Annotated in this window: 9 protein-coding genes; all 9 read left to right on the top strand. The window is 50.6% G+C overall.

Annotation, left to right across the window (positions count from 1 at the left end):
• The first annotated feature begins 2 nt into the window (after positions 1-2).
• The 9 genes from A3849_RS08910 (at position 3) to A3849_RS08870 (ending at position 14,893) form a co-directional block, all read left to right on the top strand.
• Positions 3-1,748, top strand: coding sequence for a sensor histidine kinase (locus tag A3849_RS08910; protein ID WP_074111076.1), 1,746 nt, complete (start codon positions 3-5; stop codon positions 1,746-1,748).
• Positions 1,741-3,324 (top strand): response regulator transcription factor, encoded by a 1,584-nt coding sequence (locus tag A3849_RS08905; protein ID WP_074111075.1) that lies wholly within the window; start codon positions 1,741-1,743, stop codon positions 3,322-3,324. The genes A3849_RS08910 and A3849_RS08905 overlap by 8 nt, the downstream gene beginning before the upstream one ends.
• Before the next feature lie 8 nt (positions 3,325-3,332).
• Positions 3,333-5,072, top strand: coding sequence for a type 2 periplasmic-binding domain-containing protein (locus A3849_RS08900; protein WP_074111074.1), 1,740 nt, complete (start codon positions 3,333-3,335; stop codon positions 5,070-5,072).
• Positions 5,073-5,226: 154 nt separating this feature from the next.
• Positions 5,227-8,574, top strand: coding sequence for a glycoside hydrolase family 9 protein (locus A3849_RS08895; protein ID WP_074111073.1), 3,348 nt, complete (start codon positions 5,227-5,229; stop codon positions 8,572-8,574).
• 48 nt (positions 8,575-8,622) lie between these two features.
• The gene (locus A3849_RS08890; protein ID WP_074111097.1) at positions 8,623-9,573 is read left to right on the top strand and encodes an ABC transporter permease; all 951 of its coding nucleotides are present in this window, start codon (positions 8,623-8,625) and stop codon (positions 9,571-9,573) included.
• 13 nt (positions 9,574-9,586) lie between these two features.
• Positions 9,587-10,522, top strand: a complete 936-nt coding sequence (locus A3849_RS08885; protein ID WP_083613414.1) for a carbohydrate ABC transporter permease — start codon at positions 9,587-9,589, stop codon at positions 10,520-10,522.
• A gap of 42 nt (positions 10,523-10,564) precedes the next feature.
• Entirely contained in the window at positions 10,565-12,130 is a 1,566-nt protein-coding gene (locus A3849_RS08880; protein WP_074111095.1) for an ABC transporter substrate-binding protein, read from the top strand.
• Positions 12,131-12,620: 490 nt separating this feature from the next.
• On the top strand, positions 12,621-13,859 hold the full coding sequence (locus A3849_RS08875) for an ABC transporter substrate-binding protein (RefSeq protein ID WP_256700705.1): 1,239 nt from the start codon (positions 12,621-12,623) through the stop codon (positions 13,857-13,859).
• Positions 13,860-13,921: 62 nt separating this feature from the next.
• The gene (locus A3849_RS08870; RefSeq protein WP_074111072.1) at positions 13,922-14,893 is read left to right on the top strand and encodes a carbohydrate ABC transporter permease; all 972 of its coding nucleotides are present in this window, start codon (positions 13,922-13,924) and stop codon (positions 14,891-14,893) included.

Here is a 14,893-nt window from a genome sequence, read left to right as displayed (position 1 = left end):
CTGTGCGAATCAAATTCAACATCTTTCGGAAAATGCTAGTGTTGCTGCTGATTCTGCTGACGCCGGTCGTGGCGCTGTATTATTATTCTACGTCTAAGAGCATCAACGTCATACAGGAGGAGCTTATTAAAGCGAGCCTGAACCGGATGGAGCTTTTCGTGGCGCAAATGGATGCCAGTATTGAGAAGTTCGATCTGGCCTCTGCCCCCATGCTCGTTGACACGAACGTGCTGGAGTACCTGTACAACCACGATACGAGCGATTATTCCCTAATGAAAACAAGGCTGCTAATCCAGGAGAAGCTCTCGCTGGCCAGCGCATCGGGCAATTGGCGTAACGATGTGACCGTGTATTTCCCGCATCGGGGCAATAGCATTTCTTCTTCCCCCTCCTATGAGTATGATCCTGTAGAGTTTGAAAGCCGGTTCTCGCTGGGATGGAGCTATAGCGAAGATTTGGAGATAGGCCCCGGCTTCACCCGAACCTATGTCACTACGGGTTACAAACCGGCCCATCCGGAGGATCTGGATGTTGCCGTTCGCATTAACCTCTACAAGTGGAGCTTCGAGAATCTGCTTGACACCTACAAGTCTGGCCACTCCAACAATCCGTTCTTTTACAAAGCGGGGCATGACATCATCGCCAGCCGTTCTGTGAAAGGGCCCAAGATGGACGGAATCATCAAGGAACTGGGCGACAGGGTCAATAGCCGGGATTCCGGTTTCCTGATCCATTCGTTCGACGGGAGGCCTTATCTGATTACTTATTATTATTCCAATCTCCTTGAATGGCATCTCATCGATTCGGTTCCTCTGGGTCAGATCATCGGGCCGATCAGGCAGCAGAGAGTATTGTTTGGGGCGTCTTCGGTCATTCTGCTGCTAACCGGTATCGCTGCTGCGTCTGCTTTGTACTGGAACGTACACCGGCCTATCTTCCAGCTTGTACGCGCAGTGCAGCGGATCAAGGGAGGTGATTACGCCTACCGTCTGCCGAAGAAATCGAACAATGAATTCGCGTTCCTCATGCAGAACTTCAACGAAATGGCGACGCAGATTCAGGATCTCATCGAGAATGTCCTGCAATCGCGTATTCTGGCGCGTGATGCCACGCTGAAGCAGCTGCAGGCGCAGATCCATCCTCATTTTCTATACAATTGCCTGGGGTTCATCATTAATATGACCAAAATGGGAAAGGACCGGGCCGTCATGGATATGGCGTATCACCTGGCCGACTATTACCGGTATACGACGCGAATGGACAATCAGGGTGTCAGCCTTGGGGAAGAACTGGCCTTCGTACGCATCCACCTTGAGATTATCCGGCTTCGCAATGAGACGCTGACTTACAGCATCGGGTTGCCGGAAGAATTGGCGGAGCTGCGAATCCCCCGGCTTCTGATCCAACCGATCGTGGAGAATGCGATCGTGCATGGACTTGAGAACGTCGAATACCCAGGCCGGGTGGAAATCAGTGTCTGTATCAAGGAAGGCTGGCTGCACCTCAAGGTAGAAGATAACGGCAAGGGGCTGAGTAGGGAGCAGATGGACCGGCTTCACAAGGAGCTGGATATCCCGGCAGGCGAATATGCCGGCTGCGGCCTATGGAACGTGTATCAGCGGCTGCAGGGCAACTTCGGCCCCGACGCTGAGGTCACGCTTACCCCGTCCAGGCTGGGAGGATTAAGTGTAAGGCTCCTCTGGAGTCCGGGGATGATTGACGAAGCGAAGGGGGAAGGTCATGAATAGTCTGCTTGTAGTTGATGACGAGAAGCATTATGCGGATAGTCTGGCGGATACGATTCCATGGACGACACTCGGTATCACCCGGGTGTTGAAGGCATATAGCGCGAGTGAGGCGCTTGCCCTAATGGAATCGGTGCCGGTCGACATCCTCATGACGGATATCCGTATGCCGCGCATGAACGGCCTGGAACTGATCGAGCAGGCCAGGAGGCGGATTCCCGGGTTGAAGTGCCTGCTGCTCACAGGTTATGCAGACTTCGATTATGCCCGCAAAGCGATTGAGCTGCAAGCGCTCGATTACCTGATGAAGCCGGCTAAGGATGAACAACTGCTTATGGCAATGGGCCGGATCGTTAAGCAGCTCGAGCAGGAACGATCGGTTGAACAGGGCTTCCGTATCTACCGGGACAATAGCGCAGAGCTGAAGGCAGGGCTCTTGCTCAAGGTACTCAGCGGCACTCTCAATGGCAAGGCGCTTGCCGAGAAATTGAAGCTGTTTGATCTCCCTCTTCCTATACCGGGCCGTGTCTCGCTATGCCTCGTTCGGCTGGGTCCCCCCTTTGACGGACAGGATCTGTATTCACAGTCCCTGATCCGGTTTGCGGTTACCAACATGCTGGAAGAACTGCTGATGGACCGGTATGACTGCTGGCCGGCTGCCGACGATGAAGAAAACCTGCTCGTTCTGGTGTACGACCTATCAGGCGCGCCGCCTGATTCGGAATGGGTGCATGAGCGGCTAGACCGTTTGAAGCAAGAAGTACGGAACTTGCTTAAAGGCGAGATATCCGTGGGGGAATCTGTTTGCCTCTTCCCGGAAGGGATGCAAGCCAGTTACATGACGGCCAAATCGCGTATAGGCAGTCACGTGTGTTCGTCCGGGCAGGTACCGGAGAGGAACGATGAAGAAGTGCGCCTCATGCGCAAGCTCTACGAAGCGCCTCTTCTGACGCATCTTTTGGAAACAGAGCAATGGGAAGCGGCGGAAGTTAAGATCCGCGCGTTCGTGTCTCCCTTACTGCATACAGGTTCGCCCGACCTAATGCGCGATGTTTTTTTCTTCCTGTCTAACAGCTTCCAGTATATTGCAAATCGCAGCGGCAGGACGCTGGTCCAGATGCTCACTCCGGGACAATCCGCCTTTGTTAAGGGGAAATCGATGCTGCACGCATCGCAGCTGGAGAACTGGGCCCTGGACTCACTGCGCACGCTTCATGATAAGCTGGGTGAGGAGACCGGGGACCACTGCCAGGCGATCGTCCGAAAGACGCAAGTCTACATCCGTAAGGAACTGGACAAGGACTTGTCACTGACTTTGCTGGCTAAGCGGGTCTTTGTACATCCTAACCATCTGTCTAAGCTCTTCAAACAATGTACAGACACTACCGTATCCCAGTATATTTACGAGCAGCGCATGCTCAAAGCGTGCGATTTGCTGAAGCATACGAATCATAAAATCTACTATATAGGAGAAAGTATCGGTTACCCGAATACCAATTGGTTTATCCGGAAATTCCGTGACTATTATCAGGTGACGCCGCAGGAATTCAGAGACAGATACCGGGCGGGAATGGAGTGATTGAGCCGATGAAAAGGCAAAGAAGAATAATCATTCTCTGGGCGGTTCTGACAGGAGCCCTGCTACTTGCCGGCTGTTTCAACAGCGGCGGGAAGACGATTCAAAACAGTCCGGAGAGCGGGGAAGCGAAGCCGCTATGGGACTTCAAATACGATCCGCCGGTTACGATTACGACGGCAATCGTGGACGAGAACCGGCCAAACGCATTCAAGCCGGGCGAGAGTCTTACGGACAACGTGCATACCCGCTGGATGGAGGAACATCTGGGGATCGTCACGAAGTTCGACTGGATTGTCAGCAAGTTCGAGGACGCGGACACCAAAATCCGGTTAGCGCTGGCTGTGAATGGCAAGCTGCCGGACACCTTTAGCGCAGATGGAGACATCCTGAAGAATCTGCTCAAAGCAGACAGGTTGCTTCCGCTGGACGATGCCATTGAGAGGTTCGCGCATCCGAAGCTGAAGGAGGCGCTGAGGAAGTATGCCTATACCATGACGGAGGTGACCAAAGACGGTAAGATTTACGGACTTCCCCGCTTCAGCGAGGGAAATGAGGGAACGGTCATGTGGATCCGTAAGGACTGGCTTGAGAAGCTGTCGCTCAACCCGCCGGCGACGATCAGTGAGCTCGAGAACGTGCTGAAGGCGTTCTCTGAGCAGGACCCTAACGGGAATGGCCAAGACGATGAAGTCGGCCTGGCGGTTCCGTTGAAGGAAGGCCCATGGAGCTGGATGGGGCAGACGGATGCGATCGCTGGCGCTTTCTCCACACAGATGCTCAGCACGTCTGACATTAAACTGTTCTGGAATGAAGACGGGAATGGCAGTCTGGTCTATGGAGCCGTTCATCCGGATGCCAAGAAATACCTGGAAACGATGGCGTCCTGGATGGCCAAGGGCTACATAGACAGGGATGCTGGCATACAGGATTCAAGCCAAGCATCTGAACTGGCGGTCAAAGGAAGGGCAGGGGTCATGTTTGGCCCGTTCTGGATGGGAGCCTGGCCGCTAGGGGATACGGTGAAGGCCGATACCGAAGCGGACTGGCAGGCCTATCCCCTTCCTGCCGGACCGGAGGGTTTAAAGGGTAAGGCGCAGAAACCGTTGTACGGCATATACACGGTGTTCAGTAAAGACTTTCAAAATATGGAGGCCTGGTTTGCCTATTATAATAAACTGCTTGCCCAAAATTTGGGCCCGGACGATCCGTACTTCGATCCCCGTTTCGCCAAAGGGTATCACGAAGGCTACGATTATGTGATCAAGGACGGCAAGGTCATCACTGTTAATTTCGCGACGGAGGGGGTGCCGAATGAGAAATGGCCGCTTGCGGATGGATCATCGATGGATATGCGTTGGATGCTCTACCCGCTGACGGGTGGTGCGCCGACACTGCCTTATATGAATGCGGATGCGATCAAAAAATTGTCTGAGAATTCAGATGCTGAAGTGAGGACGCCGATCGAACAGGGCATCAAGGGACTAAATTCGGCTCAATGGGCTGCGGCCGGGGTAGCGATTGCCGAACAGGGGCTCGAAATCCCGAACCGGTATCACGGGCCGCTAACCGACGGGATGGAAGAGCACGGAGTGTTCCTGCAGAAACTCGCAACAGAATGCTATCTGAGCATCATTTACGGTGAGAAGCCGCTCTCCTACTTCGATGAGTTCGTAGCCCAATTCTACAAGAATGGCGGAGACGTGATTACCAAGGAAGTGAATGATTGGTACAAAGAAAACAAGCCATGATATTGTGGCTTGTTTTCTTCTATGTTCACTTATTTCTTCTATATATTAGCGTCAGCGGAGTGAATTAAAATGACAGATAAGCATATGTTTCATGCCTGTTTTGTACGAAGCTGTTCAAGGTGTAACGCTCTTAAAACGATTAGGAGGAGAGGCAATGAGGAAAAAAACAAGTGTATTCCTGGCATTTACCATGTTTGTGAGCATTCTTTTTTCGAATCCGATCAAGACTGTTGCTGCTGCAAGCGAAGCGCCCGCAGGGTGGAGAGACTTAGTGGACTACCGCATTTTCAGTACGATATCGGATGGCTGGGCCGGGGATAGCGGATTTGGACTTGAGACGGTGGATAGCAAGCTGCCTATCGATACGACAACCATGTACAACGGTTTGCCATCGCTGCTATTAAACACGAAGACCCCTACGAGTCCGTCCTGGTACAATGCTCTGATTACGGTTGCCGGCTGGAAAGCATATGACTTCACTTCTTATTATCCCCACGGCTTCCTTGAGTTCAATATTAAGGGGAATGCAGGCGGAGAGTCCTTTCTCCTTGGCTTCAAAGACAGAGTGTTCGAAAGGGCTGCAGGGAATGAAATTACCACTACGGTTAACATTAACAGCTATACCAGCATCACGACGGGCTGGAAGCATGTAAAGATCCCGTTAAAGGATCTGATGCAGGTCTCGCAAGGCATTAACATTTCCTCCATAGATTCATTATCGCTTAAGAATAACGGGTTTCAGCCGTTAAAGGTCTGGCTCAATGATATCCGGGTTACCTCTCCCGATAAAGAGAAAGAGTATGCCCCCATCAAGGTCAATCAATTAGGATATCCGGCGAATGGCGTAAAGCAGGCACTCGTGACCGGATTTGAGGATGTCCTCACGGTTAATGCGGGTACTCCGTTCACCATTATTAATACCGCTACCAACTCCACGGCCTTCTCCGGAACGCTTGTGCTCACCAAGAATTATGATGCTATCGACAGTGGAGAGCGGGTGTTCACTGCAGACTTTACCCCTCTAACGGTTCCGGGAAAATATTATGTGGCGGTACAGGGCCTTCAGAATTCGCCCAAGTTCTCCATCGGCGAGGCTAACGATATCTATGCCCCTTTCCTAACTGACGTATCGAGATACTTCTATTACCAGAGAACCGGAATTAATATTACCAGCCCGTACACCCAGAATTATCAGAGAAGCGATTTCACTCCTGATACAGCAGTTCCTTTCATGTCTAATCCTTCTGTTAAAAAAGATGTTTCCAAGGGATGGTACGATGCGGGGGATAAAGGCAAGTACGTAAACGCCGGTGCCAAAGCCCTGTCGGATCTCTTCTGGGCCTATGAAATCATGCCGGAGAAATTTACGGACAATCAATTTAATATTCCTGAGAGCGGAAACGGCATCCCCGATATTCTGGATGAGTCAAGATGGGAACTGGAATGGATGCTCAAGATGCAGGATCCGGCAACCGGCGGTTTCTATGCGCGCGTAACCTTCCAGGATGATGACAATATGGTCGACAGGCAAATCATTGATAAGGATACGGTTAGCTCACGGACCAGCATCAAAACAACCGCTGATACGGCTACTGCAGCCGGTGTATTGGCTCATGCCTACCTGATTTACCAGAATATCGATCCGGCTTTTGCTCAGAGCTGTTTGAATGCAGCCGAAGCGGCATGGGGATATCTGGAGGCGCATCCGGAGAATATCCGTACGCCTAACACGGGCCGATGGCCGTATGATGTCACGGATGATGCATCGAATCGTCTATGGGCTGCAGGCTCCCTGTACCGGTCGACGGGGAACGCCAAATACAATAATTATTTCCTTGCAAACTATACGAATATGGGAATTTATTTCGAAGACACCCTTGATTTCGCCAGCGGATGGGCGAACACCTGGAATACAGGCTTCTTCAGTTATCTGAAAGCCGCTAATCCTAATTCCGCTGTCGTAAGCTGGTACACCACCAAATATCAGCAATGGTTCAATGACAAAGTAAGCAGATATAATGACAGTGCCTGGAAAAGCATCATCAAAGACGGTAACTATTATTGGGGTATCACCATGCAGGTTGCGGATACGCCGATGGAAATGATTATCGGGACGAAGCTGCTGGGAACCTTCGAGAGCAACCGCGCAATCATTAATAAAATTACCTACAGCCAGTTAGACTGGATTCTCGGGCAGAACCCGGTAGGCGTCTCCTTCGTTTCGGGTTATGGAGATAACAGCGTACAGTATCCGTTCAGTATCATGTACAGAACAGACAATTTGCCTGGGGTACCTAAGGGCTATCTGGTCGGAGGACCGAATAAATTCTCCAATGATATCACCATAGGAAACCAGATATCGAGATTCGCAGGCAAAAACTATAACGATAATTTCCAGGAATGGACGACAAACGAGCATACTGTGTATTGGAATTCCGGGCTTGTATTCGTAGCCGCATTTGCAACTGGAAATAGCAGTAACTCTTCAATCAGTCCTGCTGCCGCTGCCTTTGACAAGAAAATTGCGAATCAGGCGAACATTCCGGTGACTCTGACCCTGAACGGCAACACGTTCACTGGTATTAAGAATGGTACGGTGTCCCTGATTGCAGGCACGGATTACACGGTATCAGGCAACACCATTACGCTGCTCAAAAGCTATCTCGCGCAGCAGCCAACCGGAACAACGAACCTTACGTTCCTGTTTAGCGCCGGATCTTCTGCCGCGCTATCCATCGCAGTGAAGGATTCGTCAGTCACCAACGCGGTGATCACTCCGACGGTCGCTGTCTATGACAAGAATGCCGTGAATCCAGCCGGTATTCCGGTGACGCTGACGCTAAACGGCAACACGCTCACTGGTATTAAGAACGGAACGGCATCTTTGGTTGCCGGTACGGATTACTCAGTTTCGGGCTCAACGGTAACCATTCAAAGGGCATACTTGGGCGCCCAGCCGGTGGGCACAACTACCCTGACATTCAATTTCAGCGCTGGAGCGAGTGCGTCCCTTACGATCTCAGTAATCAATACCGCCACCGGCGGAAGCGGGTCCATCAAGGTGCAGCAGTACAATTCCAGTGTAGCAGCCACGGTCAACACACTGAATCCGCGGATCAAGCTGACAAACACCGGCACCTCCGCGGTCAATTTATCCGATGTGAAGCTGCGTTATTATTACACGATCGATGGGGATAAGGACCAGAGCTTCTGGTGCGACTGGTCGAGCGCCGGCAGCAGCAACGTGACGGGAACCTTCGCTAAGCTGGCAACTCCCCGGACCGGGGCAGACTCTTATCTGGAGGTTGGTTTTACGGGCGGAGCCGGAAGCCTGGCGGCTGGAGCCAGCATTGAGATTCAGATCCGTGTGAGCAAGACCGATTGGTCGAGCTACACACAGACAGGGGATTACTCCTTCGACCCGGCACATACAGCATATGCTGACTGGAGCAAAACGACTGGTTATATCGCAGGTGCCCTCCAATGGGGAATTGAGCCCTGAAGAATGGCGAAACTCAGTGAAAGGAGTGGAACAACTCTATTGAAAGTTATGCTGGCTCCTACGAAACCAAAATCGGTATTTACATTTTCTATCGTGAAGAATCTTCGTGCTTTTTGGATGTTTTACGTGATGATGCTGCCGGGAATCGTTCTGCTCCTGATCAATAATTATATCCCAATGTCCGGGATTATTATTGCCTTTAAGACAATCAACTACCAGGAAGGAATTCTGGGAAGTCCTTGGACGGGGATGAAGAATTTCGAATACCTGTTTGCCTCAAAAGATTCATACATCATCATCCGCAACACGCTGCTGTATAATTCACTGTTTATTGTGTTGAACTTGGGGTTTCCGCTGGCGTTCGCTTTAATGCTTAATGAGATGAAGAACCGCTTCCTCTCGAAGCTGCACCAGACGATTATGTTCCTGCCGTATTTTCTGTCCATGATCGTCATCTCGTACCTGGTGTACGGGTTCATGAGTGACGAACGTGGCTACTTCAACGGTACGCTGCTGCCGGCGCTTGGCCTGGAGCCTGTGCGCTGGTATTTCACGAAGGAAGTATGGCCAATCATCTTGCCGATCATTAACACGTGGAAGAACATGGGCTATTACACGGTCGTGTATATGGCGGCAATCATCGGCATCGATGAAGAGTACTATGAAGCGGCAACGATTGACGGGGCGAATAAGTGGCAGCAGATGAAAAAAATCACGATTCCTTTGATTATGCCGGTCATCACGATTATGACATTGCTGCAGATTGGCCGGATTTTCAATGCCGACTTTGGACTCTTCTTCCAGGTGCCGCGTGAATCAGGGGCGTTGTTCCCCGTCACGAACGTTATCGATACCTATGTTTACCGTACGTTCCTGACGGTTGGGGATATCGGTCTTTCATCAGCGGCCGGATTGTTCCAATCCGTAGTCGGTTTCGTGCTGGTTTTTGTATCCAATTGGGTCGTTCGCCGCTTTAACCGCGAGAACGCGCTGTTCTAAGAGAGGATCCCCTATGGCAAATATAATGAGCAAATCTGTATCCGGTTCAGGTTCAAAGAATCAGCTGTCGGGACGGGCGTCAGTTCTCATCAACATCTTCTTCGTGATCTATTCGGCCCTCTGTATCCTGCCGTTACTGCTGGTTGTTTCGGTATCTTTCTCCGATGAACAGTCCGTCATGACACACGGATACCGGTTCCTGCCGGAGAACTTCAATCTGGCGGCTTACCGGTTTCTGATTAAAGATATCGATCAGATCGTTCATTCTTACGGGATTTCGATAGCGGTCACGGTGATCGGTACGATACTGAGCGTCATCGTAATCGCGCTGTATGCATACCCGATCTCGCGGAGTCACTTCCCGCAGGCCAAGTTTTTTACATTCTTTGTTTTTCTTACGATGCTGATTTCCGGCGGTCTGGTCCCTTGGTACCTGGTATACGTGCAGATGCTGGACCTCAGAAATACGCTGTGGTCACTGATTATGCCGCTGATTATGTCTGCATTCTGGGTGCTGATCATGCGCACCTTCTTTAAGGAGACTGTGCCTGAGGCGGTATTGGAGTCGGCCAAAATCGATGGGGCCGGGGAACTGCGGATATTTATCCGGATTGTGCTGCCGCTGTCGCTGCCGGTTCTGGCGACAGTCGCACTGTTCCAGACGCTGACGTACTGGAACGACTGGTTCCTGAGCCTGGTATTTATTTCTGACAATCACAACATATCGGTACAATACTTTCTCTACAAGATGATGGTCAATATCCAGTACCTCTCCAGTAACCCGAACGCAATGGCTGAGATTACCCGGGCTGGCGGAATGGTTAACTTTCCGAGTGAGACCGTGCGGATGGCGATGGTCGTCGTGGGCGTCGGGCCGATCGTCTTTGCCTATCCGTTCTTCCAGAAGTATTTTATCAAGGGACTGACAGTCGGCTCCGTCAAAGGCTGAGGGGGCCGGCACCATATATCATTTGGGGGGGATTAATTGAAGATGAAGCACACCAAAAGTAAGACTGCACTTCTTCTAACAGTATTAATTATGTCGTCCTTGGCTGCTACGGCTTGCGGGAATTCAAACCATTCTAACACAGCCGCACCGGGAGAAAGCGTCAAGGCAAGCACCGCACCGGACGCTCCTGCGAATACAACCACTGATAATGCAGCCACAGATGCCTCGAAGCTGAAGCCTTATAAGCTAAAGCTGGTTTACGAAGGTGCACCGCAGGCGGACGAAGCTCTTGTAGAGGAAGCGCTGAACAAGATTTTAACCGAGAAAATCAATGCAACGATTGATATCGCACCGATCGACTGGGGGGCATGGGATGATAAGATTAACCTCATGATCGCTTCGCGCGAGCCTGTAGACATTCTGTTTACAGCCTCATGGAACGGCTATGCGAAGAACGTGGCCAAAGGCGTATACATGGATCTCGGCCCCTTGCTCGATCAATATGGCCAGGGCATCAAGGATAGCTTGGACCCGGCTTTCTTAAGCGGCTCCAAAATCGGCGGTAAAAACTACGCAGTCCCAACCAATAAAGAACTGGCATCGTCAGGTGGTATCGTGTACCGGAAGGACATTGCTGATGAACTCGGCATCGACATGAGCAAGGTTCAGAAAATTGAGGATCTCGATGCTGTCTATAAGATCGTCAAAGAGAAGAAGCCGAACATGTATCCGCTGTATACAACAGGCGGAACATTCTCCTCACACTCCTTTGTGGAGCTGGATTATCTGGGGGATACGACGATACCTGGCGCCATTGATAAGAATAGTACGGATGCCATAGTCAAACCGGCCGAAGAATTCCCGCAGTACTTGAATGCGCTGAAAGTAACCCGGGATTATTTCCTGAAGGGCTACATTAACAAAGATGCAGCTACTTCTCAAACTTCATCTCTCGATGCCTACAAGACCGGTAACGTGTTCTCCACCGTAGAGCCGCTCAAGCCGGGGAAGGCAGAGGAAATTGCATCCGCGACAGCGCTTGACGGCAAGCTTGCCCAGATTACGCTGACCGGCAAAACGGTCGCAACATCAGAGACTACCGGCGCCATGCTGGCCATCTCTACAACGTCCAAGGACCCGGAACGCGCTATGATGCTGATTAACCTGCTGCACACGGATCAAGAGATTATTAACCTGCTGAACTTCGGCATTGAAGGCACACACTATACGCGCAGCGGCAATGTCATGACCCAGACGGAGAAATCCGGTCAGTATGCGCCGGGCGTCGCTTGGGAGCTGGGGAACCAATTCCTGAACTATGTGTGGAGCTCGGAAGCCCCGGACAAGTGGGAGCAGTTCAAAAAGTTCAATGAAGGTGCCAAATCATCGCCGGCGCTCGGCTTTACCTTTGACAGCGAACCGGTTAAATCGGAGGTCGGAGCACTGGCCAATGTTCTAAGAGAATATCAGAAGGCACTTGAGACGGGTTCGGTTGATCTGGACGAAATGCTGCCCAAGTTTATATCCGCCCAAAAATCCGCCGGCCTCGACAAAGTCATTGCCGAAAAGCAAAAACAGCTTAATGAATTCCTCGCCAGCCAGAAATAAACTCATCTGGTTCATAAAAAAAGCAGTGAACGGAAAGTCCCGCTGATCCAAATGGATCAGCGGGACTTTCAAGTTGAAACGGTAATGTAACTGGCTTCGACCGTCGTTGTTACGGGTTGAGGTTTTTTTGTTATTTTCAGGCCGGAAATCAGGGGGATAAGGATTATTCAGGAGGTTGATGATTGGCCGAAATCTAATAAAAGTGGAATTTTTCCCAATGAGTGGTTCCTTATGCGCACGGGTGATCGGTTCTATAATTATGTATGCGGTTACACAAAACCGAGGAATCAATATAAAGGGGAGGCAAAGTATGAAAAGTATGAAACGTGTTTTGGTGGGGATCTCTACAATGCTTGTGATGACATCAGCTCTCACAGCGTGTGGCGGAAACTCAAATTCCAATTCAAACTCAAATTCATCCAGCCCAAGCGCAAGTCCAGCTCCATCCGCCAGTACTGCCGCGGCTCCAGCAGCCGGGAAGGGCGAAAAAGTGACCATCAATCTATGGAGCTTCACGGACGAGATTCCAAACATGACCAAGAAGTATATGGAAACCCATCCCGATGCAAATGTGGAGTTCAAAACTACGGTAATTGCAACCACGGATGGTGCTTATCAGCCTGCACTTGACCAGGCTCTTGCCGCTGGCGGCAAAGATGCACCGGACATTTATGCAGCTGAATCGGCGTTCGTGCTTAAGTATACACAAGGTGACGCATCCACCTATGCTGCTAACTATGCTGATCTTGGCCTTGATGACCAAATGGTTAAGGACGCGGGTATTGCCCAATATTCGGTTGATATCGGTAGCAAAGACGGGCAGTTGAAAGGCCTCGGCTACCAGGCAACCGGCGGAGCATTTATCTATCGCCGCTCGATTGCCAAGGATGTATTTGGAACCGATGACCCGGCTACCATCAAAACTGAAGTTGGACCCGGCTGGGATAAATTCTTCGATGCAGCTAAGAAGCTGAAAGCTAAAGGATACGGCATCGTATCCGGTGACGGCGATATCTGGCACCCGATCGAGAACAGTTCTGACACAGGCTGGCTGGTCGATGGCAAACTGCATATTGATCCAAAGCGCGAACAGTTCCTGGATCTTTCCAAAAAGCTAAAAGACAACGGCTATCATAACGATACCACTGACTGGACAGAAGCATGGTATGCGGATATGTCCGGTACCGGCGCTCAGCCAATCTTCGGATTCTTCGGTCCTGCTTGGCTCATCAACTACGTGATGAACGGTCAAGTGAAAGACACGAATGGCGACTGGGCAGTTACTGAGCCGCCAACAGGTTTCTTCTGGGGCGGTACCTGGTTGCTGGCTAACAAAGACGTGACCAAGGACGATGCTAAGAAGCAAGCAGTTGCTGACTTTGTGAAGTGGGTTACCCTGGATACTTCCGAAACAGGCCTTCAGTATTACTGGGCTAACGGCACGATGAAGCAAGGCGAGCAGGGCACGAAGGATAGCGTTGCTTCCTCCGTGGTAATGTCGAAATCCAACGGTGAAGTTCCACTGCTCGGCGGACAAAACATGTTTGATGTGTTCGTTCCAGCCAATGCTAACGCTTCAGGTAAGAACTTGACCCAGTTCGACGAAACTATCAACAAGATCTGGCGAGATCAAGTACGCGAATACACTGCAGGCAATAAGACCCGTGATAAAGCAATCGAAACCTTCAAGCAGCAAGTCAAAGACCAGCTTGGCATTGAAAGCGAATAAGAAGGAATCGGAGGGGCGGGGGAGTTATCCCGCCCCTTCATATCAACTAATGAGGTGAGAGCATGCGCCGCAAAGATGTCAGCTATGCGAAATACGGTTATATCTTTACTTTTCCATTTGTTCTTGCATTTCTGATTTTCTCACTGTATCCCATTTTATACACCGCAGTGATTGGATTTACCGATATGAAGGGACTAATACCTAAGCCGATTCATATGCTGGATAACCCTTTTCAGAATTTCAAGGATCTCCTTTTTGATAATCCTTCATTCCGGAAGTCTCTGATTAACACGGGGCTGCTCTGGATTACGAACTTCGTCCCTCAGATGCTTCTTGCGCTCCTCTTGACCGCATGGTTCACGAACCGGCGCCTTAACATAAAAGGACAAGGCTTGTTCAAGGTTCTGCTCTACATGCCAAACATCATTACTGCGAGTACAATTGCTGTACTGTTCAGTACTTTGTTCGCTTACCCGATGGGGCCGGTAAATAGTTTGTTTCATATGATGGGATGGAGCGACAGTCCGATATTCTTCCTGCAGGATAAGACGACAGCGCGTGGCATTGTGTCATTCATCCAGTTCTGGATGTGGTACGGTAATACCATGATCGTTCTGATTGCAGGCGTTATGGGTATCAATCCGGCACTCTTCGAGTCTGCAGCGATTGATGGTGCGAACGGGTTCCAGATTTTCTTCCGTATCACACTGCCGAGTCTGCGTACAATATTGCTGTTCACCCTGATTACCTCGATGGTGGGTGGTTTGACCATGTTCGATATTCCGCAATTATTCCTTACGGGCGGACCGGATGACTCCACGCTTACCACGTCCATGTTTATCTACGGGCAGGCATTCAAGGGCAGTTACATGTATAACCGTGCTGCAGCAGCGAGTATGATTATGTTCCTAATTTCAGCTTTGCTGTCGGGCTTACTGTTCTACGTGATGCGCGACCGCGATGCGGCCAAACTAAAGAAAATCCAAAAACAAAAGTACAGAAACGCTGCTCAAGCAGCCGCGAGGGAGGTGTAG

It is taken from the genome of Paenibacillus sp. P46E, assembly GCF_001909095.1.
Classification (GTDB): Bacteria; Bacillota; Bacilli; order Paenibacillales; family Paenibacillaceae; genus Paenibacillus_AQ; species Paenibacillus_AQ helianthi.
Note: the sequence above shows the minus strand (reverse complement) of the source record. Positions and strands in the feature narration are given on the sequence as shown.

Excerpts from the sequence above, each read along its gene's own strand:
- A3849_RS08880 (WP_074111095.1), top strand. The coding sequence starts at position 10,565 with ATGAAGCACACCAAAAGTAAGACTGCACTTCTTCTAACAGTATTAATT.
- A3849_RS08905 (WP_074111075.1), top strand. The coding sequence starts at position 1,741 with ATGAATAGTCTGCTTGTAGTTGATGACGAGAAGCATTATGCGGATAGT.
- A3849_RS08890 (WP_074111097.1), top strand. The coding sequence starts at position 8,623 with ATGCTGGCTCCTACGAAACCAAAATCGGTATTTACATTTTCTATCGTG.
- A3849_RS08870 (WP_074111072.1), top strand. The coding sequence starts at position 13,922 with ATGCGCCGCAAAGATGTCAGCTATGCGAAATACGGTTATATCTTTACT.
- A3849_RS08900 (WP_074111074.1), top strand. The coding sequence starts at position 3,333 with ATGAAAAGGCAAAGAAGAATAATCATTCTCTGGGCGGTTCTGACAGGA.
- A3849_RS08895 (WP_074111073.1), top strand. The coding sequence starts at position 5,227 with ATGAGGAAAAAAACAAGTGTATTCCTGGCATTTACCATGTTTGTGAGC.
- A3849_RS08885 (WP_083613414.1), top strand. The coding sequence starts at position 9,587 with ATGGCAAATATAATGAGCAAATCTGTATCCGGTTCAGGTTCAAAGAAT.